Source organism: Candidatus Marivariicella framensis (genome assembly GCF_982709265.1).
In genome coordinates, this window is record NZ_CEXPNT010000019.1 from 1 (window position 1) to 21996 (window position 21996).

A 21996-nucleotide genomic window follows, 5' to 3' on the forward strand; every position below is an offset into this window, starting at 1 on the left:
AATTCAGCACTAACAGATGAAAATAAACCCGTCTGGGGAACGTGTCCAGATTAGGCATATCCTCTTCAGTAAGTTCAGGTATTTTTAATTCATTACTTTTAAGTTAAATATATACGCTATGAAAAATATAATCTTAACTATTTTATTTCTTCTTAGTTAAGATGTTTTTGGAAAAAACATCTTATTTCAATTTGACAGTCTTTGCGAGTATGACATCTATCTTTTTTTCATATTGCCAAACTACAACTTCATTGGATACTAATAACTTAAGTCTAGAATCAAGCCCCTATCTTTTACAACATGCGCAAAATCCTGTGTTTTGGCAACGCTGGAAAAAAGGTGCTTACAAAGAAATGAACACAACGGATAAACTTCTCATAATTAGTTTGGGGTATTCAAGCTGTCACTGGTGTCATGTAATGGAAAAAGAAACTTTTGAAGATATAAATGTAGCAAAAGAGATGAATGAAAACTTTATTAGTATTAAAGTTGACCGAGAGGAAAATCCTGATGTTGATAATATATACATGACAGCTGTACAAATGATGACCGGAAGCGGTGGGTGGCCGCTAAACGTAATATGTTTACCAGATGGTCGTCCAATCTATGGGGGAACGTACCACTCTAAAAAACAATGGCTTGAAATCTTAACTAAGGTGCAACAGCTTTATACCACTAACAAAGATAAATTGATTGCATATGCAGACAAAATTGAAAAAGGAATTCAACAAGTAAACTCAATTGAAATTTCTACAAAAATAAATAATTTCTCACCTAAATTATTGGAAAAAGAAATTACACTTTGGGAAAAAAAGTGGGATGAAAATCATGGAGGAGAGAAGCAGAATCAAAAATTCATAACCCCTGTAAAGTTCAATTATATTCAGCAATTTCAGGCACTGACAGACTCTCCTAAAGTAACAATTTATCTAAAAAACAGTTTGACTACTATTGCTAATAGTGGTGTTTATGATCACGTCGAAGGAGGTTTTTTTCGATATAGTATTGACTCTTCCTGGAATATTCCTCATTTCGAAAAAATGCTTTATGACAATGCACAAGTTTTAGGGTTATACTCTAATGCGTTTAAACAGTTTCAAAATCCACTTTTTAAAGAACGTGTATATCAAACCTTTAGTTTTTTAAAATCTCGAATGTTTAACAAAGATGGAGGCTATTATTCTGCTATAGATGCAGACAACAAAGACGGAGAAGGGCAATATTATTTATTTACTAAAGAAGCGATTCAAGAAATAGTTCAAGAAGATTTCGACCTATTTATAGACTATTACAGGATTGATCTTAATGCTCCTTTTGAAGAGCAATATTTCTTACTAAAGAAAAATATAATTAATTCTGTTTTTACAGAAAAGCATAAAACTACAATTGCTGAATTAGATCAAAAGAATAAAGTGTGGCTTAAAAAATTAAAGACTAAAATGGAAAAAAGAGATTTCCCAACTATAGACACAAAAATCATCACCTCATGGAATGCTATGTTGGTAATTGGACTTTCAAATGCATATGAGGCCTTTAACGATGATATATTTATAGAAGAGGCAAAATCTTTATATGGCTTTTTAAAATCAAATTGTTATAAAAAAACTAAGTTTTTTCATACATTTCAAAATAAAAAAACTAAAATTGAAGGTTTTCTCGAAGATTATGCCTTTATGACAAAAGCTGCATTGTCTCTCTATAAAAACACCCAAGAGATCTCCTATTTGAATGATGCACAAGAGTATACCAAAACCATTCAATTAAAATTTAAAGATGGATCATCTCCATTTTTCACATTCACTGAGGAACCCACCCTAATCTCAAAAATAATAAGCTTAGATGATAGTGTAATCCCATCTTCAAATGCTATAATGGCTGAAAATCTTTTGACCATTGGACATTTAACAGGAATCGATGTTTATTTAGAGCAATCAAAATTGATGCTTCAAAGTATGTTTTCTTATTTTGAAGGAGGAAGGAGTAGCGATTACACTTATTGGGCTAAGCTTTTTACAAAGTATGCTTATCCCTATTATGAAGTAATTATAGTTGGACCCAATGCATTATTTATGAAGGCTGAATTTCAGAAACACTATCTTCCTAATGTTTTATTTCAAAGTAGTAACATAGGCAGTAAACTACCTTTACTAAAAGATCGGTTTTTTAAAGGAGAGACTTATATTTATGTCTGCCAAAACAAAGTTTGTTTACGTCCTGTTGAAACAATAAAAGAGGCCATTGATCAAATTAAAAGCTTAGAAAATTTACAATCTTCTCAGAAAACTGTAATTCCTTTTTTTAATAGCATTCCTATAAAAAATTAAATTAATTAAGGAAATATCTAAAGAGCTTGAAATTTCAAAAGAAGCGAAAAAACAAAATAAGTGGGAATTTTTACTTTCTATTCAGCCTTTAAGGTTTAAGGGGGGAACTGGTTCTCCAGTTAATGCAGTAGCTGTTTTTTAAAAAAAGTAATATTACAAGCATATCTTCTTCTTTTAATTCAGGTGTTTTTATAATTGGGTTTGAACTTAATTGAATCTAGCGAGTATGACTTACTTATGTTTCTGCCAAGACTTACTAAATACCAAAAACAATACACCACAAAGCAGCCAAGCAGGAAGAGTTACAAAAGATAAAAAGACATCAAATTGAATTGATATAAAGTAAAATATACCAAAACTAATAGCCCAAGCCCAAAAAACCGATTTGTTAAAAGAAAGATTAGCAGCTTCTGCATAATTTTTAATTATACCCACCTTTTTATGAAAAAAATGCTCAAACACGATGATGGCTCCGAAAGGTGCCAGGATAAATCCATAAAGCGCAACAAAACCTAATAATTTCATGGCGAATGCAGGAAATAGACCAGCTATAGTTGCAATAGCTCCAGCCAATATAGTCGCTTTTGCAGTGGATAATTTTGGTAGAATAGCTTGAAAAGCCAAACCAGCTCTATAGATGGTAGGGTTAGCCGTAGTCCAACCAGCTAGTACTACAGCAATAATTCCAAAAATACCAATCGCATTATTTGCTAAAGGACCAGGAGCTACAGGAGGTGCATCGCCTACACTTAAAAAAGCATGAGCCTCTGGAGATTTTAAATATACAGCATATAATAAGGCCGCGGCTATCCATGCCATATAGTGACCAACGTACATGCCAGCAGCGGAAGTCCATCCTGCTTTTGCTTTTTTAGCAAATCTAAATACTGATAAATCTGACATACCAATATGCATGGCACCATTAGCAAACCAGGACCAAATAACCACATGCCAGAAGGTAAATTTAATTTGACCCGGAAACGGTTCAGAGCCTTCACCCCAAATGTTCCAAAAATCAAAAAAACTAGTAACGTTCAATTGGTTTAATGCTACAATACCACAAGCTATAAATGCTATAACAATTATGGGAGACATCCAGTTAGCTGCTTTGGTTACCGTATCGTAACCACGTGCAGCAATAATTGATATTACAGCACCAATAAGAATAACGATGATAGCCCAAGTAAGGCCATTGGGCATCGTATCGGTTAGTTTGGGCATGGGCATGTCAAATGGAACACCAACAGCAGTAGCAGAAACGGTTATCATAGATCCGGCTAAAAAGCAGAATAAAACACCATTGGCAAGGTTATAACCTGTTACCAATTTTTTGCCACAAATTTTTTCTAATTGAAAATATAAAGTCAATCTATTTTTTACGGCAATTTCAGCAGTTAAAAATCGCCAGCTTAAAACAGCTAGTAAATTACCAATTAATAAACCAACAATTAGATCGAAGGCACTAACACCAGCAGTTAAAAATAAAGGGCCAATCATAAATTCAGTCCCAGCAGCGTGTTCGCCGGCATACATCCCTATAAAACTTTTCCATCCTTTAAGTTTTGATTGAGATACAGGTGTTCTTTCAAACTCACCACCTGCTATCTCTTCAATTACCTCTTTTTCAATATCAAAAATTGTAATAGCTTTTTTTTGTTTGCCCATATTTTAAAGTCCTGTAGCTACTGTGTTCTTTCCTCTTTCTTTAATTAAAGTGTCACGAATATTTAACGAACGGTAAGCATTAATAGGGCTTAATGCACCACCGCTACTTAAACGGACTTTTTCAAGTAATGATCTTACATCTGTTCTATAAGCCCCTTGTAAAATTTCTTGACATTTAACCACATCATTATTTAATTGTGCCACTTTTAGTTCTGCTTGATCAATTAATAATGCTTTGGCATAGGCCTCTTGTATAGCTTCTAAAGATTGAATTAAATCTTCTAAAGGATCTTTGACGTTATGGCTGGCATCAATCATCCAATTCAAATCTGGGTTTTGTGGATTATTTTCCATACCATAAACCAGTTCATTAAAAATTAAGAATAAAGCATAAGGTTTTATACTTCCAACGGTTAAATCATCATCTCCGTATTTACTATCGTTAAAGTGAAAACCTCCTAGCTTTCCTTTCAATTGTAAAATAGAAACAATTTGCTCGATATTGCTATTTGGCAAATGGTGCCCTAAATCAACTAACGTAAATGCTTTATCTCCGCATCCGTTAGCTAACATTAAAGATGCTCCCCAATCTCGAATAACTGTACTGTATAAATTTGGTTCGTAGGGCTTGTATTCGATTAACATTTTCCAATCATCTGGCAATCCCATGTATATATTTTTTAAGCTATCTTGTGTGTTTTGAAAAGCTGTTTGAAAGTTGTTTTGACCGGGGAAACAAGAGCCATCCGCCAACCAAATGGTTAAGCATTTGGAGCCTAATTTGTTGCCAATATTAATGACATCTAAATTATGCTGTATAGCTTGCTCTCTAACAGCTTGACTGGTATTGCTTAAAGACCCATATTTATAAGTTTCTATAGCATACTTTTGGTCTTGGAAAGTATTTGAGTTTACCGAGTCAAATTTTATATTTAAAGCATCAGCTTGTTCTATAATGGCGTTATAATCTGAAGGAATATCCCAAGGAATATGAAGAGAAACAGCACCAGCCGTTTGAGTAAGGCTTTGTAAAACACCAACATCTTCCAGTTTTTGTTCCAAATTTGAAGGTTCCCCATAAAACGAAAACCGCCCAAAACGTGTTCCTCCAGCACCTAATGCCCAGCTTGGAATGGCCACTTGGAGTTCAGACAGTTTTGAAACAATATCTGAAACATTATGACCTTTTTTACTTAATTTATTTGCTAAAAAATCAAAGTTTTCAATATGATTTTTTAGGCTATTCTTATTTAATTTTACAATGTGTTCTTCTTTTATTTTCACGCTTATTAACTTTTTTATTGAATAGAAACCTCCGAAAGTATATTTCAAATTTATGAGAGTTTTTTAATTTTTAAAATAACTCAAGCTATTTATCAGTTTTCATCTTACAAAGGCATTGGCCATACCTTCATCAATGAAGACACAAGAGCTTGACTTATTAGCCCCACAATTAAAATAAATATTAATTTTTTTTAATTTAATTTCATTTTACTTAAGTATAATTTCAATTAAAGTGTGAATAGGATCTTTTAATAAATTTGAAACATCAATAACTAATCCAAACTTATCATTTCTAAATGATAGGTTTTTTTGTGAATCAACATGTTTTATACTTTTAATTTTAACCGGTCCATTTTCAATATGAATTATATTCAAATCTGGATTTAACAAATGTAAATAGACTGTTTTACCTTTTTGAGTGGAAACAAAATCTTCATTAGGAGGGATTGGCCCTTTTCGAGTTCCATAAATGGTAAACCCATTGTCTTTTAACCAAGTTCCTATTGATTTTAAAGATTTTTGATGTTCAGGCTGAATTTTACCATTTGGCATTGGCCCAACATTTAAAAGCAAATTACTTCCATAGCCGGCAGCTTTAATTAAATAATGAATCAATTCTTTATCCGTTTTGTGTTTTCGGTCCTGTAAGTTAAATCCCCATGATCCGTTGATCGTTTCACAAACTTCCAAGGGGACAGAACCAATCTGATCTAATGCTGTGCCCCAACCAGTAGTGTTTTTTCCAGGTAAATCTTTTTCAAACATTTGAAAATCCTCTCCATCAATCACCCCAATGTGATGATTGTTTCCAATTAAAGCTTGAGGTTGCAATTCATGTATCATTCCATAAATTTCTTCGTAATTCCAATTAACCTTCTCTTTACCAAAATGTTTTCCGTCCCACTCTTTTTGATCCCAATGTCCATCAAACCAAATACCCCCTATTTCCCCATAATTAGTTAACAGCTCCTTCAGTTGAGCTTTCATGAAATCAATATAATCATCCCATTTACCTTCTCCTCTTCCTTGAATACCTTCTCCTGTTCTACCTCTTGGAAAATAATCATCACGATTCCAGTCTAATAATGAATAATAAAAAAATAATTTAATTCCTTCCTTACGGCATTCTTCAGCCAAGGCTTTTAAAACATCTTTACCATAAGGTGTTTTATCTACAATGTCGTAATCCGTTACTTTAGAATCAAACATAGAAAAACCATCATGATGTCGGCTTGTGATGGTGATATATTTCATACCAGAAGCTTTAACCAAAGACACCCATTCAGAAGGGTTGAAATCAATAGGATTAAAAAATGAAGGTAATTTTTCGTATTCTTCAATACTTATATTCTGATTATTCATAACCCATTCACCATCACCCAAAACACTATAAACTCCCCAGTGAATAAACATTCCAAAACGGGCGTTTTGAAACCAAGTACGTGCCTCTAAATTTTCAGGGCTAGGTTGGTATTTATGTGCTTGACTAAACAGACCGCTTGTACAAAAATAGAATATAAGAAAAAGTTTATTGAAAAAATTTAAAGTTTTCATGATTTAATTATTAACTACTTTTTTTATAAAGTTTCGAAAGTCGAATTAGACTAAAGATATCAAATTTTACTAAATTTAGTATACTATGAAAAATCTACTTCTTGTTCTACTCTTTGTTACTTATAATTTCTCTTGAACAGATTAAAAAATGAAAAATCTGTATATTATATTAGGCATTATGATTATCATAAAATGGTCAACTTCTTTAGAAGTCTTGTAACGGACCTAAGGGGGCAAATATTGGCTAACCATGTCCTCTAATTAAGTTTAGGATTATTTCGTTATATTTAATCATCTTTTGTTCAATACGATGAGAAAAATCACTTTTTCTATATTTATTACATTTAAGGAAGTCATCACAATGAATTAACTCTTTTTAAAATGAATGAAGAGAAAATAACAACAGAAAGTGATATTATGAAACTTAGTGCAGTTTTGATGCTGATATCTTTGTTGTATATTTCATGTAACAGACCTAAGCAACAAGGCGCTATCCAAAGAAGTCCAAACATTATTATAATAAATGCAGACGACCTAGGCTATGGCGATTTGGGATGTTACGGATCAAAATTGAATAAAACACCCAAGCTTGATGAAATGGCTGAAAACGGGATACTACTGGAAAGTTTTTATTCTGCATCAGCCATGTGCTCACCCTCAAGAGCTTCGTTGCTTACAGGATGCTATCCTCAGCGTGTTGGCTTTGGCAGGTTACCCAATGAAATCGGGCATGTGTTACTTGCCGGAGAAGCTACTGGCCTTAATCCATGGGAAATTACTATTCCTGAAATATTAAAAACCAAAGGTTACAAAACAAAAATGATTGGAAAATGGCACTTGGGAGACCAGCCCCAATTTCTTCCTACACGACAAGGTTTCGACAGTTTCTTTGGCTTACCTTATAGTCATGATATTGCTCCTGATCATTATAATAGCCGATTCAGTTTTCCGCCTCTGCCATTATTGTCTGATGAAATGGTTATTGAAGAAAACCCAGATAGGAGCCAGTTGAATCAGCGATTTGCGCAGGAAGCCATTAAGTTTATAAGAAATAATCAAAGCCAGCCTTTCTTCTTGTACATGGCATTAACAATTCCGCATGCACCATTACTCCCTCCGAATGAATTTCTTAAAAAATCAGATAATGGACCCTATGGTGCCTATGTTGAATTACTAGATTATTGCTCCGGACTAATCCTTGACGAAATAAAGAAAAATGGCATGGATGAAAACACTCTTGTTGTTTTTACATCAGATCATGGGGCATCTCTAAGTAAAATTCAGCCTGGCAGTAATGGAGTGCTTCGAGGTCAAAAAGGAACAACTTATGAAGGAGGAATGCGTGTCCCTGGCATTATTCAATGGAAAGGGAAAATAAAAGCTGGAAGTGTTAGTAACGAACTTATTACACAGATGGATTTATTACCAACAATAGCTTCATTGGCAAATGCCACACTTCCCCATGACCGCATTTATGATGGCAAAGATGTAAATAATCTGCTTTTAAATCCAGATGAAAAAATAGATGATAAAGTGTTTTTCTATCGCTGGATGGATGAGCTTCATGGTGTAAGGTCAGGTAATTGGAAACTGACAGTAAAAGTCCCTCGTAAGCCAATCTTTGACAAACCAGCCCTCTACAACCTTTTTGAAGACCTTGGCGAAAATCATGATGTCGCAGACCAATATCCTAAAATAGTCGAAAAACTGATGAAATTAATAATAGATAGTCGGGAAGATTTAGGTGATGTCTCTACTGGTATAAAAGGCATAAATAATCGGCCGCTGGGCTGGATAGCCAACGCAAGGGCATTAGTAAGTGTAACTGTAAAGCAGGACTAAAGGATAGATGTTACAGAAAAACCCTTCAAATTTTTAACTCCTTGCTTTGGTGCTTGCTATTCCGGAATGAAACACCAAGTTTTGAATTTTGCTTTACAATAAATGTTTATAAAGTTTTTCTGTTTTTTCACAACAAATTTGCTCCATCACTTGTAATAACTGTTGTTTCAATATTGAAATGGTATGATCTCCTCCTTTTTTCCCTAAAGCCGAAACGCCATACATAAAAGACCGCCCTAAAAAAGTAAAATCCGCACCACTAGCTATAGTCCTTGCAATATCAGGGCCAGAACGTAAACCACTATCCATCATTACTTTAATTTCTTTTCCATATTTTGCAGCAATGCGCTTTAACGGCCTTATAGAAGACTCGCCTGCATCTAATTGACGTCCACCATGATTAGAAACTATGATCCCATCTAAACCTAATTTAATAGCTTTTTCTGCATCTGATTCATTAGCAACACCTTTTAACACTAATTTACCTTTCCACATATCTCGAATAGGTTTTATTTTTTCCTCATTAAGTCGTCCAGAAAAGGTTTGATCCATAAACTTGCCAAGTTGTTTTAAGGCTATACCTTTTGGCATGTAGGGCTTCAAGGTTTCAAAACTAGGCTGCCCATGTTTCAAGGTATTTAAAGCCCATTTAGGTTTACCTAAAATTTGAAATATATTTTCAATAGATATTTTAGGTGGCATTGCCAATCCGTTTCTAATATCTCTTGGACGAAATCCAAAGGTTGGAACATCACAAAGAATTACAAGTACCGGACACTCTGCAACCCCCGCTCTTTTTATAATATCATCTCTTAGTCTGTTTTCTGTTGGGTGATATAATTGAAACCAAGCCTTTCCTTCGGTGATTTCAGCAATTGTTTCTATACTGCTGGTAGTTACAGTGCTTAAAATAAAAGGAATATTGTGTTCAAATGCTGCTTTAGCCAAAATTTCTGGTGCTTTAGGCCACATAAGCCCTTGTAAACCAACAGGTGCTATTCCAAAAGGCGCATCATAGGTATGGCCAAAAAGCTCAGTTTTTATATCTGAACCCGTATGTTTGCTTAAATAATGAGGAAGCAATTCTATATCACGTATTTCTTTCGTGTTTTTATGAAGATTAACATCTTCATTACAGCCTCCATCTAAGTATTCAAAAGCAAATTTTGGAATTCGTTTTTTTGCTTTTGCACGCAAGTCTTCTATTGAAGGATAATTAGTGTTAAACTTTATTTTTTTCATGTTTTTTGACATATTTATAAATAAATAATTTTCTAAATCAATTTACGAAAAGTTTTTCCTGCTGATTCATCTAGAGTTAAATTCTGTACTTGACTTAACTTGATTGTTAATATTTGCTATTGACATCCCACTCTTTACTTTTTGGCTTTAAACCTAATTCCTCCAGCTGATTAGCATTCAATTAGATAGTTAAATATATTAATGAACTTTCCAAGTTCTATATCCATAAATTGCAATAAAACAAAAACAAATAAAAGGTAGTATGAATGAGATGTTAACAGCATCAAATGTTCCAATATTTTCCATGTCGATTATGGATCCCTGTAAAACAGGCATTAATGCACCTCCTACAATTGCCATCACTAATCCAGCGGCGCCTAGTGTTGAATCTTCTTCACTTAAACCGTGAAGCGCAATTCCATAAATTGTAGGAAACATCAAAGACATAAATGCTGAAGTTGCAATAAGTAAGTAAAGACCCTTTATACCTTCAATCAAAATAACACCAGAGGTAGTTGCCATAGCACAAACAGCAAATATGGTAAGCAATTTTCTTGAGTTTATGTATTTCATTAAAAAGGTACTGATAAATCTGCTAGACAAAAAAATAGACATAGCCACAATATTATAATTTTGTGCTGCAGCTTTAGAAATACCCAAATTACCTGCATATTGAATAATAAATGTCCAACACATAATTTGTGAAGCAACGTAAAATAATTGAGCAAAAACGCCTTCACGATATTTACTATTTTTAATCAATCTTTTAAAAGAATTTATTGCACTTCCTGGGTTATCATTCTTAGCACGTTTAGGCATCTTTGAGATTGAAATAACACCTAACATTATTATAACTACAACTCCAAGAATAACATATGGGTTTCTAATAATTGCTAAATCATGTGTCCTTATAACTGCCTTTTGAACTTCGTCTAAAGATTTAAAAATCAATTCTCCCATTTCATTTCTTTTGTCTGAATCTAAAGCTGTAAGAATAAATTTAGATGCTACAAACATGCCGAAAAGAGAACCAATGGGATTAAAAGCTTGTGCTAAATTTAAACGACGGGTTGCCGTACGTTCATCACCCATTGACAAGATATATGGGTTTGCAGTTGTTTCTAAAAATGCCAACCCAAAAGTTAAAATATAAAGAGAGATTAAAAAGAACCCGAAAACCTCATACTTAGCTGCTGGAAAAAACAATAAAGCACCAAAGGCATAAAGTGCAAGCCCTAAAAGAATACCTTTTTTATAAGTATATTTTCTAACAAAAAGTGCTGCAGGAATAGCCATAGTACCATATCCTCCATAAAATGCAAATTGAATTAATGCTGCTTTTGCAGTAGAAATTTCCATTATAGAACCAAATGCAGCTACCATTGGATTGGTAATGTCATTTGCAAAGCCCCAAAGAGCAAATAAAGAAGTTATTAAAATAAATGGAACTAAAACTTCTTTTGAAACAACAGGAACTCTTTCTTTACTATTCATTCACTTTTTTGTTATAGATTAATAATTATCTTACAAAAGCATTTGCAACACCACCATCAACATTGATGATATTACCTGTACTCTTGTCTAATATAGCAAGGAATGCAAATACACTGTTCGCTATATCTTTAGGAGTAATCATTTTGTTTAGTAAATTTCTTTTAGCATAATACGCAGGAAGCTCTTCTACATTAATGCCATAAGCTTTTGCTCTACCTTCAGCCCATTTCCCTTTCCAAATTTTACTTCCAACGATAACACCATCAGGGTTTACTGTGTTAACACGAACATTATCTGGCGCGAATTCCGCTGCAAGAAGTCTAGACATATGCAATTGTGCGGCTTTAGCTGTGCCATAACCTAAATTATTAGGACCTGCAACCAATCCGTTTTTACTTGCTATATTAACAATATTACCCCCTAATTTTTGTTTTCTGAAAATAGTAGCAAAACTTTGAGCTAATAAAAATTGACCTTTTACTAATACATTTTGCAATAAATTCCAATCAGCTAGTGTTGTTTCTTCTATTGGCTTAGAAATTGCTAAACCTGCGCTATGTACAATAATATCTACACCACCAAACTGAAGACATGCTTTACTTAATGCATTGACAATAGATTCTTTATTAGTAACATCACAATTGCAAGCTATGGCTGTATCTGTATTATAAGCTGCAGTTGCCTCCTTAAGGAAATCATCCGATATATCAGTAAATACCACATTAGCACCTTCTGCAATTAATTTATCAGCAATAGCTCTGCCAATACCTCCACCAGATCCAGTAACTAAAGCTACTTTTCGTGACAACGGCTTTTCTTTTGGCATACGTTGAAGTTTTGCTTCTTCTAATAACCAATACTCAATATCAAAAGCTTCTTGACGCGGCAACGATATATAACTAGAAATAGCTTCTGCACCCCGCATTACATTAATAGCATTTATATAAAATTCACTTGCTACACGAGCAGTTTGTTTGTTTTTAGCAAAACTAAACATACCAACTCCTGGGAATAAGATGATCACAGGACTACTATCTCTAATCGCTGGACTATTATGGTGTTTGTGATCGTTATAATAAGCCTCATAATCTTTTTTGTAGGCTTCAAAAGAAGGAGCAAGTTTTTCTCTAACGCCATCACTATTTTCTAAATTTTCATCTGGTGAGAGTTCTAAAATAAGTGGTGCAATTTTCGTTCTTAAAAAGTGATCTGGACAAGAGGTTCCCATAGGAGCTAATCTTTCTAAATCATTACTATTAATATATTCAAGAACCACATCGCTATCAGAAAAATGACCAATCATTTGATTGTTTGACGAACATAATCCTCTTAAAATTGGTAATAATAAAGCCGCTTGACTTAAGCGTTGTCCTTTAGGTGAACTTGAAATTTTTTGCTCACTAAAAACACTGCCATTTGCTTTTATTTTTTTGGTGATATAATCTGAAGCCATTTCAATAACTTCTAAACTATTCATATAGCACTCATAAGAGGTGTCTCCCCAAGTGAATAAACCATGACTACCTAGAACAATACCTCTAATTTCCGGATTTTTTGCTAAACACTCTTCTAATTGTAAACCTAAATCAAATCCTGGTTTTTGCCAAGGGACCCATCCCATGGTACTTCCCCAAATTTCTTTAGTAATTTTTTCTCCATCTGCTGCTGCTGCAACTGCAATTAATGAATCCGGATGTAAGTGATCGATATGTTTAAAAGGCAATAAACCATGTAAAGGTGTATCAATAGAGGGCGCTTTACTATCTAAATCATAAATACAATGATTAAAAAGCGCCACCATTTCATCTTCATTCTTTATTCCACGATATACTTTTTTCAAATCACGAAGTTTTTCAGTATACAAGCCAGCAATACCCCCACGTGTAAGTGTTCCAATATCACCACCAGAACCTTTAACCCACATAACCTCTACTTGTTTATTTGTAAGGGGATCACGCTCTATTGTTTTACAACTGGTGTTTCCGCCTCCAAAATTTGTAATTCGTAAATCTGCTCCTAAAATATTTGAACGGTAAAGAAATAATGCTATTTGATCGCTACCTAAAGCTTCTGCTTTTTTATCGTCCCATAAATAATCTACATAATTGAAATTTGTATTCATTTCTCTTAATTAATAAATTTTAAAACAAAAATATAAAAAGCAATCTCCTTAGAGATTATCTTTAACAAACAAAGTCATGTATTTAGCAAACATATTAGATAAAAATCATAATAAATTCTTAAGAGAACTTTCCTGATCTATATACCGCAGGTGTAGTACCAGTAACAGCCTTAAATACTTTAGAAAAATGATGGCGGTCGGAGAAGCCTATGGTAAATGCTACTTCTTCAACAGATTTATTGGAATGCAAAATCAAATCACAAGATTGAGCGATTTTCCTTTTCATTACATACATATGCAAAGTTATATTCATTTTTTTCGTAAATAATCGACTAAATGAGTTTGTTGCCATATTAGCAACAGATGCAAGCTCTGAATTAGTCGGATTTTCTTCGATATGATTTTCAAGGTGTCTAATGACCTTTAAAATTCTATAATCTACATTAAGTATCTCAAATAATTCAGGTCCAATATTTGATAAAATATCATTTATTATAGATTGTAATTTTAATGTATAAGTTGCATAAAATTCAGTGTTTTCTATTTTAAGCCTATTTGTTAAATAGTTTAACTTTTCTAATAAATGAGAAGTAGTTTTTATTTGAAAAATACCTGGATAAACATTATCAAAAGGAACTCCTAAGTTAAAATGAATAAATAAATGAAGTAAAGAACTTTCAGAAGTCAATTTATCATTATCATGCTCTTTCATACTCCTTCCATATACATTTATCCCTTTTTTATAAAAATGATTTTTTACATATTTTGTAGAAAAAGAAGTAAACGGGGGAATAATATAAATTTTGTCAGGTTCCATATTGTATGTGGTTTGAGTTTTTTTCAACACACCTCCTGTATTTTTATTCCAATAAATTCTCCAAAAAGGAAAAGCCATATCATGACAGTCCCATAAGTCAAGTTTCCAAAACCGACAACATAAAATGTTTAATCTTACGTCTGTGAAACTTTGCTTATTTCTTGACGGGTCTCCTAAGATTTCAATTGGTTTATCGGTCATTATTTTACATTCAATTGTTTAAATTTGATACACATATATAAATAAGAATATTATAAACTTGCAGGAAAATAAAGTTAAGTAAATTAAAATTAAAAAAATTGCTTGTAATTCCTAATAAGGTTATAAAAGAAATCAATAAGGTGTCTAGAGTTGCTAATTATCTTTGGCAAAGGGAATGGGTGGAAAGAAATGGAGGCAACATTTCCATGAATTTAACCTCTTTTTTTTCTGATACAAATATACCTGACACATCAAATTTTGTAAAACATCAACTCCCTATTGAAGCAGCAGGGTTATATATTTTTGTTACAGGTGCCGGATGTTACATTCGCAGCTTAATAGATGATATTGAAGTTGCATCTTGTATTATTTACATTAATAAAGAAGCTAGTGGCTATTTTATTATTTGGGGTGGTAATACAGAAGGGTTTAGGCCTACTTCAGAATTAGCATCTCATTTGGAAATTCATCTCTTTAACAAAAAGAATAATCCTAAAAATTTAGTAGTATTGCATGCTCATCCTATAGAATTAATTGTTTTAAGTCATCATCCTATATTTAATGATGAAGAAAAACTCAATCATTCTATTTGGAAAATGTGTCCAGAAGTAAGTGTTTATGTTCCAAGAGGCATTAATTGTACGCCTTATTCTATAACTCAATCAGATGATTTAGCAAATAGTACAACACATGCATTTACATATCGAGATGTTGCTCTTTGGGAAAAACATGGAGCCACTACGACGGCTGAAAATTTTGAAAAAGCGTGGGATTTTTTAGATGTAGCAAATAAAGGAGCTAAATTATTACTTGCTTCTTGGGCGGCTGGTTTTGAGCCCAAAGGTCTTTCTAAAGAACAGTTACAGGAATTAAAAGAACATTTTAAAAATTAAGATAGCTATGAATAGACTAATAGGTAGATTACCAAAAATAGGCATTCGCCCTGTAATTGATGGCCGTGAAGCAGGTGTGAGAGAATCATTGGAAGACCAATGTATGGAAATGGCAAGAGCTGCTGCTAAATTAATTGAAAACAATTTACGTTTCCCTAGTGGAGAAAAAGTAAAATGCGTTATAGCGGATAATACTATTGGTGGTGGTGCCGATGCAGCTGCTTGTGCAGATAAATTTAAAAGAGAAGGTGTAGAAGTGTCCTTAACTGTTACACCCTGTTGGTGTTACGGAACGGAGGTAATGGATACAGATCCATTAATACCAAAAGCAGTTTGGGGTTTTAACGGAACTGAAAGACCTGGCGCTGTATACTTAGCGGCAGCTTTAGCGGGCTATTCTCAAATGGGATTGCCAGCTTTTGGTATTTACGGAAGAGAAGTTCAAGATGCTGGTGATATGAGTATCCCTAAAGACGTTGAAGAAAAGTTATTACGCTTTATTAAAGCAGCTTTAGCTGTAGCTCAAATGAAAGGTAAATCCTATTTATCGATAGGTTACAGTTCTATGGGAATTGCCGGCTCTATGGTAGATGTTAACTTCTTGCAAAATTATTTTGGAATTCGCACAGAATTTGTTGAGTCTATTGAGCTTTTAAGAAGAATAGAAGAAGGTATTTATGATAAGGAAGAATATAAGAAAGCATTAGCTTGGACTAAAGAAAACTGTAAAGAAGGTAAAGATTATAACAGTCCTGAACTTCAAAAATCAGCAGAAGTAAAAGAAAAAGAATGGGAAAAAGTTATTAAGATGACACTTATTTGTCGTGATTTAATGATTGGAAACCCAAGATTAAAAGAATTAGGTTTTGTCGAAGAATCAAAAGGCAGAAATGCAATCATAGGTGGTTTTCAAGGACAACGCCAATGGACAGATTATCAACCAAATGCCGATTTTACAGAATCTATATTAAACTCATCTTTTGATTGGAACGGTGTTCGTCAAGCCTTTATGTTTGCTACCGAAAATGATTGTTTGAACGCTATTTCTATGTTGTTTGGGCATTTATTAACCAATACAGCTCAATTATTCTCGGATGTAAGAACATATTGGAGTCCAGATTCTGTTGAACGCGTTACAGGTAAAAAATTAACAGGCATTGCTAAAGATGGTATAATTCACTTAATTAATTCAGGTTCAACTACACTAGATGCTACAGGTCAACAATCAGACACTAACGGTAATCCTACCATGAAACCATATTGGGAAATTACTAAAGAAGAGACGCAAAAATGCTTGGACAACACCAAATGGCCAGCTGCCATTGGCGAATATTTTAAAGGTGGTGGTTTCTCTTCCCAATTTAAAACAAAAGGTCAAATAGCAATGACTATGTGCAGAATTAACCTAGTAAAAGGTATTGGTCCTGTATTACAAATTGTTGAAGGATGGAGTGTAGAATTACCGCAAGCTATTCATACCGTTTTAGATGAAAGAACAAATCCTACATGGCCAACAACTTGGTTTGTGCCAAGATTGACGGGTAAAGGTTTTTATAAAAATGTATACTCTGTGATGGCAAAATGGGGAGCAAACCACGGAGCTATTTCATCTGGACATATTGGTGCAGATTTAATATCGTTATCTTCTATATTAAGAATCCCTGTGAACATGCATAATGTGCCTGATGAAGACGTTTTCCGCCCAAGTGCATGGTCTTCTTTTGGAGAAAATCTGGAATCAGCAGATTATAGAGCATGTGCAACATATGGTCCAGTATATGGATTTAAATCATAGCATTGTTTTAAAAAAAATGCAAAAAGTAATCGCTGTTTTTGACGTTGGGAAAACCAATAAAAAGATCCTATTATTTAATAAGGATTTTGAAGTTGTTTATACAAACTCCATACGTTTTGAAGAAATTGTAGACGATGATAATTATCCTTGTGATGACATACAATTAATTGAAGCTTGGATAAAAAAGGAGGTTAAAACCATTCAAGAGAAAAATGAATTTACAATTAAAGCCCTTAATTTCTCAACACATGGGGCAACCTTAGTCTATTTGGATAAAGACGGAAATAGAGTAGCTCCTTTTTATAACTATTTAAAACCATTAGATTTTGATTTCATTCCATTTTATCAAGCAAATGGTGGGGTAGAAGAATTTTCTAGAAAAACAGCCTCACCTGCATATGGTATGCTAAACGTGGGTTTACAAATGTATTGGTTAAAAAATAGCAAGCCTCACTTTTGGTCGAAGGTGGATTCCATTTTACATTACCCTCAATACCTAAGCTATTTATTTTCAAACAAAATAACTACAGATTTTACATCTCTTGGCGCTCATACAGCTATTTGGAATTTTGATACTATGCAGTACCATAATTGGTTGAAAATAGAAAATATTACATTACCAGAACCGAAGTCTGATAAAAAGGCAGCGTTATCATTAATAAATGGACAAGAGATATTTGTCGGTAAGGGTCTGCATGATAGTTCCTCTTCAATTATTCCTTTATTAGAAAATCATCAAGATTCTCAAAGTGAATTTATTTTACTTTCAACAGGTACTTGGGTTGTTTGTATGAACCCTTTTAGTAAAGAAGCTTTAACGTCACATGAATTAAAAAATAATTGTCTGTGTTATATGACGCCTGATAAAAAACAAATAAAGTCCTCTATGCTTTTTTTAGGACATATTCATGAAGTAAATGCCATAGAGTTAAGCACTTATTTTGGGGTTGATAAAAATCATTACCTGGAGTTATCATTAAATAAAAAACTTTGTTCAGATATTATATCTAAATCAAAATCTACATTTTTTCCAAGTAAAATAGCTAATGATTTCAAAATTGATTTACTGCAAATCGATAAATTTTTCTCCTACGAATACGCGTATTATCAACTTATATATGAAATTACACAACGTGTTTATGATGGTATAAATCTCATTTTAGATTCTAAAAATAATTTGAAAGAAGTTTACATCTCCGGAGGGTTTAATAGAAACCACATTTTTGTTGAATACTTGGATCAAATAATGCCAGAGCAAAAAATTAGATTTCCTAATGGAAAAAATGCAAGTGCTTTGGGTGCAGCTATGCTAATGAGGGAGTATTTATAATACTTTTTCTAAACTAAGTATTACTTTCGATTTAAATGTTATAAATAGACACAATATTGTTTATTTTAAATATTTTAATCAGAGCTAATTCCTTAATTATTATCCTTAATTCTATGTATATAATTAAACATTATAATCATAATTATAATTATAATATCTTTTTAAATTGTTTTAAACTAAACGATTACAGATATTAAAAAATAAAATCATATTTAAAAGCGTGTGTAAAACGCTTATAGAGTCTTTATAAGCAATAATGAGTCAAATGTTATAAATAGACACATAATAGATGTTTTTATATATTCACAAGGCACTCTTTTCTTCTTTATCTTTAATGATATAATATAAAATACTTTTTAATTCAAAATTTTAAGTTCATATGAAAAATATAATTAACCTTTTTATCTGTCTTTTTTTATTTGGAACTTTATCTGCTCAACAACAAGGTAATGTTTCAAGTGAAGACGGGCCATTACCCGGAGCAACAGTTATATTAAAAGGAACCGATACTGGTACAATCACTGATTTTGATGGAAATTTTACCATCGCAGCTGATTCAGGAGATGTTCTCGTAATATCATTTGTTGGGTTTAACTCCCAGGAAGTTACTGTCTCAGGACAGGATCAGATAAATATAGCATTAGTTTCTAATGCAGATTTAGAAGAAGTTGTGGTTACTGGTTATGGTACACAGAAGAGAAAGGATGTAACGGGCTCAATTGCTTCTATCAGTGCGTCACAGATAGTTTCAAGGCCTATAGGGTCAGTAGAGGAAGCTATGCAGGGTATGATGCCAGGGATTAATCTTGCTCAAAGAGCATCTTCTCCAGGTGAATTGAGTACGGTTTCCATTAGAGGGCTTGGATCAATCACTGCAGGTACTCAGCCATTATGGGTCGTAGATGGATTTCCAACTGACCAAAGAAACGCTCAAGCAATCAATCCCGCAGATATCCAATCTGTCGATGTTCTTAAAGATGCGTCGTCAACTGCTATTTATGGATCTAGAGGGGCAAACGGTGTGATTATAATAACCACAAAGACTGGAAAACCAGGAGAATCAACCTTAAATTTAACAGTAACTAATGGTTCAGCATCAGCACCAAAAAGTGCTCGTCAGACAGTGTTAAATTCACAAGAATATGTGCAGTTTCACAAGGAAAGAAATGGAGGTACAATCCCTGCTTTTATCTCAGATAATTGGGATGGGGTAACAGATACAGATTGGCAAGATTTGATTTTTAGAAATGGACAGTTCCAAAATTATGCACTGTCAGCGTCTGGTGGTAATGAAAAAACGACTTACTTGATATCAGGGAATTATCTTGATCAAGAAGGAATTGTAATAGGAGAAACACAAAAGAAATATTCCGCCAGGGCTAAAGTAAATTATAAAGCTTCAGACAGGGTGACTATAGGAATAAACATTGCGCCAAACTTTACGACTCTTGGAAGAAACAGTCCAGGCACCGATGATAGTGACTGGGCATCTTTATATGCACAGTCCCTTATGTTAGCTCCAATCTTACCAATAAGAAGGGCGAATGGTACTTTTGCTATGAATTCCGATTTACCAGGATCGCTTCCTGTAGGTAATCCAATGGAAACCATGGGGAACTGGGACTTTGATCAATCCATATTTACACTTTTAGCAGGTATGCATGTAGACTATGAGATAATTGAGGGGCTAAATTTTAAGTCTTCATTTTCTGCAAATATAGGAACTAACAAAAGTGAAACGTATTACTTGCCAACAGTAGGGCAAACTGTGCCAATTGCATTGTCTCCCGTATCTTCATATAGTACTGGTCAAAATCAAAGCTTAAGCTGGTTGAATGAAAATACTATTAATTACAAGAAAGCCTTAGGCGATCATTCTTTTGATGTCTTGGGAGGATATACATTGCAAAATAATGTATTTGAAAGCGTTAGTGCAAATACCTCAGAATTAAAAGTGCCAGGTGTACGAAACGTGGATATCGGAAATCCGGACAACAGATCCGGGTCAAATAGTAAAACTGAAAGTTCTTTAATATCCTATTTAGGGCGAGTTAATTATGCTTTTAAAGAAAAATATTTATTAACCGCAACGGTAAGAACAGACGGAAGTTCCGTTTTTGGGGAAGATGATAGATTCCAGACCTTTGGGTCGGCTGCTTTAGGATGGCGATTTTCTGAAGAATCTTTTTTTCAAGGACTAAATTTATTAAATAATGGAAAATTAAGAGCTTCTTATGGTACTACAGGAAGTAATGCTATACCTCCTTTTGCCTCAAGATCAACTTTTGGGACTGTGCAGCATGCTTTCGGAGGTAGTGCTGTTTTTGGGACAAGTTTAGGAAACCCAGGGAATAGAGGTTTAACATGGGAAACTTCAACACAATTAGATATTGGATTAGATTTAGACTTATTTGACAATCGCCTCAATCTTGTATTTGATTACTTTAATAATGAGACTACAAGTTTATTATTAACTAAAAGTATTGTTCCTTCATCTGGTTATTCTTCTTTTCTAACCAATATTGGTAGTATGAGAAATAAAGGTGTAGAAATTGCATTAAACACTGAACTAATTAACACAGAGGATTGGGGGTGGACGTTAGGTGGTAATATCACAACTAACGATCAGGAGATCCTTGACTTAGGAGGAGAGGATGAAATACAAAACTTTTTTGGCGCCTTAAGAAGAGTTGTTGGCGGTGAACTACAACAAATTAGAGGACCAAAAATTATAAAAATTGCTAGAGTTGGTGATGATCAAACTGGGCAACCATTGCAGACCCCTGGGGCTTATATTTATGAAGATGTTGACGGAGATGGTGCAATTAGTAATTTTTTAGGAGCTGATGGGCAGTTGGTAGGAGATACTAACGTAGATATAATATATGGAATTAATACCAATGTAAGATATAAGAATTGGGAATTGAGTGCTTTACTTAATGGCCAATCAGGAGCGTGGGTATATGACTTCTTTCAGATTCAGTTAGCAGCACCTTTCAGACAGACAAATTTATCTAAAGAATTTTGGTATGATGGCAGATATATAGACGAGGCTAACCCAGGAAATGGAGTTACCCCAGCCGCTGGAGGATTTGACACAGCGTCAGGTCCTGTTTCAAGTGCTGGATCAGTCAAAACAGATTACATGAGAATTAGAAATCTCACACTTAATTATTACGTGCCAAGTACTTTTTCTGACAAATTAGGTTTATCAAGTGCTAGAATATATTCTTCAGTAGAGAATCTACATACATTTACCAATTTTGTTGGTGGTAATCCAGAAGCACGTAGGGCGTCTGGTGGAGGTCCAGCCTTAATTGGAGGATCACAAATTGGTTCGGTTACAGATGGTAGAGAATTAGGGTTAAATAGCCCTCCTGGTTTACCAATGCCAAGAACATGGACTTTAGGAATTAATTTAAACTTTTAATAA

General features: G+C 33.7%; 13 protein-coding genes. 6 read left to right on the plus strand and 7 right to left on the minus strand.

The window, feature by feature from the left end:
* Nucleotides 1–251 precede the first annotated feature (251 nt).
* On the plus strand, nucleotides 252–2324 hold the full coding sequence (locus tag AC34EU_RS06965; protein WP_489696125.1) for a thioredoxin domain-containing protein: 2073 nt from the start codon (nucleotides 252–254) through the stop codon (nucleotides 2322–2324).
* Between the two features lie 231 nt (nucleotides 2325–2555).
* On the opposite strand, the gene AC34EU_RS06970 is transcribed toward AC34EU_RS06965, so the two are convergent.
* The 3 genes from AC34EU_RS06970 to AC34EU_RS06980 all read right to left on the minus strand — a co-directional run bounded on the left by AC34EU_RS06970 (nucleotide 2556) and on the right by AC34EU_RS06980 (nucleotide 6827).
* Nucleotides 2556–3989 (minus strand): purine-cytosine permease family protein, encoded by a 1434-nt coding sequence (locus AC34EU_RS06970; protein WP_489696126.1) that lies wholly within the window; start codon nucleotides 3987–3989, stop codon nucleotides 2556–2558.
* A gap of 3 nt (nucleotides 3990–3992) precedes the next feature.
* Nucleotides 3993–5273: a sugar isomerase gene (locus AC34EU_RS06975; protein ID WP_489696127.1), complete on the minus strand. Its 1281-nt coding sequence runs from the start codon at nucleotides 5271–5273 to the stop codon at nucleotides 3993–3995.
* A 207-nt stretch (nucleotides 5274–5480) separates the two neighbouring features.
* Entirely contained in the window at nucleotides 5481–6827 is a 1347-nt protein-coding gene (locus tag AC34EU_RS06980) for an alpha-L-fucosidase (RefSeq protein ID WP_489696128.1), read from the minus strand.
* Nucleotides 6828–7208: 381 nt separating this feature from the next.
* On the opposite strand from AC34EU_RS06980, the gene AC34EU_RS06985 reads away from it, so the two are divergent.
* A complete protein-coding gene (locus tag AC34EU_RS06985) occupies nucleotides 7209–8669 on the plus strand; it encodes a sulfatase family protein (protein ID WP_489696129.1) in 1461 nt (486 codons plus the stop codon).
* Nucleotides 8670–8762: 93 nt separating this feature from the next.
* Here AC34EU_RS06985 and AC34EU_RS06990 read toward each other — a convergent pair whose 3' ends face one another.
* The 4 genes from AC34EU_RS06990 to AC34EU_RS07005 form a co-directional block, all read right to left on the minus strand.
* Complete coding sequence (locus AC34EU_RS06990; protein ID WP_489696130.1) at nucleotides 8763–9911, minus strand: alpha-hydroxy acid oxidase; 1149 nt, start codon at nucleotides 9909–9911, stop codon at nucleotides 8763–8765.
* A 198-nt stretch (nucleotides 9912–10109) separates the two neighbouring features.
* Nucleotides 10110–11405 carry an L-fucose:H+ symporter permease gene (gene fucP / locus AC34EU_RS06995; protein WP_489696131.1) on the minus strand — a complete coding sequence of 432 codons (1296 nt, stop codon included), beginning with the start codon at nucleotides 11403–11405 and terminating at the stop codon, nucleotides 10110–10112.
* A 25-nt stretch (nucleotides 11406–11430) separates the two neighbouring features.
* Entirely contained in the window at nucleotides 11431–13527 is a 2097-nt protein-coding gene (locus tag AC34EU_RS07000; protein WP_489696132.1) for a bifunctional aldolase/short-chain dehydrogenase, read from the minus strand.
* 118 nt (nucleotides 13528–13645) lie between these two features.
* The gene (locus tag AC34EU_RS07005) at nucleotides 13646–14545 is read right to left on the minus strand and encodes a helix-turn-helix domain-containing protein (RefSeq protein ID WP_489696133.1); all 900 of its coding nucleotides are present in this window, start codon (nucleotides 14543–14545) and stop codon (nucleotides 13646–13648) included.
* A 98-nt stretch (nucleotides 14546–14643) separates the two neighbouring features.
* On the opposite strand from AC34EU_RS07005, the gene rhaD reads away from it, so the two are divergent.
* From rhaD to AC34EU_RS07025, 4 genes are all read left to right on the plus strand, one after another.
* On the plus strand, nucleotides 14644–15438 hold the full coding sequence (gene rhaD, locus AC34EU_RS07010) for a rhamnulose-1-phosphate aldolase (protein WP_489696134.1): 795 nt from the start codon (nucleotides 14644–14646) through the stop codon (nucleotides 15436–15438).
* 7 nt (nucleotides 15439–15445) lie between these two features.
* Nucleotides 15446–17233 carry an L-fucose isomerase gene (locus AC34EU_RS07015; protein WP_489696135.1) on the plus strand — a complete coding sequence of 596 codons (1788 nt, stop codon included), beginning with the start codon at nucleotides 15446–15448 and terminating at the stop codon, nucleotides 17231–17233.
* A gap of 16 nt (nucleotides 17234–17249) precedes the next feature.
* On the plus strand, nucleotides 17250–18563 hold the full coding sequence (locus AC34EU_RS07020; RefSeq protein WP_489696136.1) for an FGGY family carbohydrate kinase: 1314 nt from the start codon (nucleotides 17250–17252) through the stop codon (nucleotides 18561–18563).
* Nucleotides 18564–18942: 379 nt separating this feature from the next.
* Nucleotides 18943–21993, plus strand: coding sequence for a SusC/RagA family TonB-linked outer membrane protein (locus tag AC34EU_RS07025; protein ID WP_489696137.1), 3051 nt, complete (start codon nucleotides 18943–18945; stop codon nucleotides 21991–21993).
* The last annotated feature ends 3 nt before the right edge of the window (nucleotides 21994–21996 follow it).

Bases quoted from the DNA above. Each gene is read 5' to 3' on its own strand.
- AC34EU_RS06970 (WP_489696126.1), bottom strand. From the start codon at position 3,989: ATGGGCAAACAAAAAAAAGCTATTACAATTTTTGATATTGAAAAAGAG.
- AC34EU_RS06980 (WP_489696128.1), bottom strand. From the start codon at position 6,827: ATGAAAACTTTAAATTTTTTCAATAAACTTTTTCTTATATTCTATTTT.
- AC34EU_RS06985 (WP_489696129.1), top strand. From the start codon at position 7,209: ATGAATGAAGAGAAAATAACAACAGAAAGTGATATTATGAAACTTAGT.
- AC34EU_RS06990 (WP_489696130.1), bottom strand. From the start codon at position 9,911: ATGAAAAAAATAAAGTTTAACACTAATTATCCTTCAATAGAAGACTTG.
- fucP (WP_489696131.1), bottom strand. From the start codon at position 11,405: ATGAATAGTAAAGAAAGAGTTCCTGTTGTTTCAAAAGAAGTTTTAGTT.
- AC34EU_RS07000 (WP_489696132.1), bottom strand. From the start codon at position 13,527: ATGAATACAAATTTCAATTATGTAGATTATTTATGGGACGATAAAAAA.
- AC34EU_RS07005 (WP_489696133.1), bottom strand. From the start codon at position 14,545: ATGACCGATAAACCAATTGAAATCTTAGGAGACCCGTCAAGAAATAAG.
- AC34EU_RS07015 (WP_489696135.1), top strand. From the start codon at position 15,446: ATGAATAGACTAATAGGTAGATTACCAAAAATAGGCATTCGCCCTGTA.
- AC34EU_RS07020 (WP_489696136.1), top strand. From the start codon at position 17,250: ATGCAAAAAGTAATCGCTGTTTTTGACGTTGGGAAAACCAATAAAAAG.
- AC34EU_RS07025 (WP_489696137.1), top strand. From the start codon at position 18,943: ATGAAAAATATAATTAACCTTTTTATCTGTCTTTTTTTATTTGGAACT.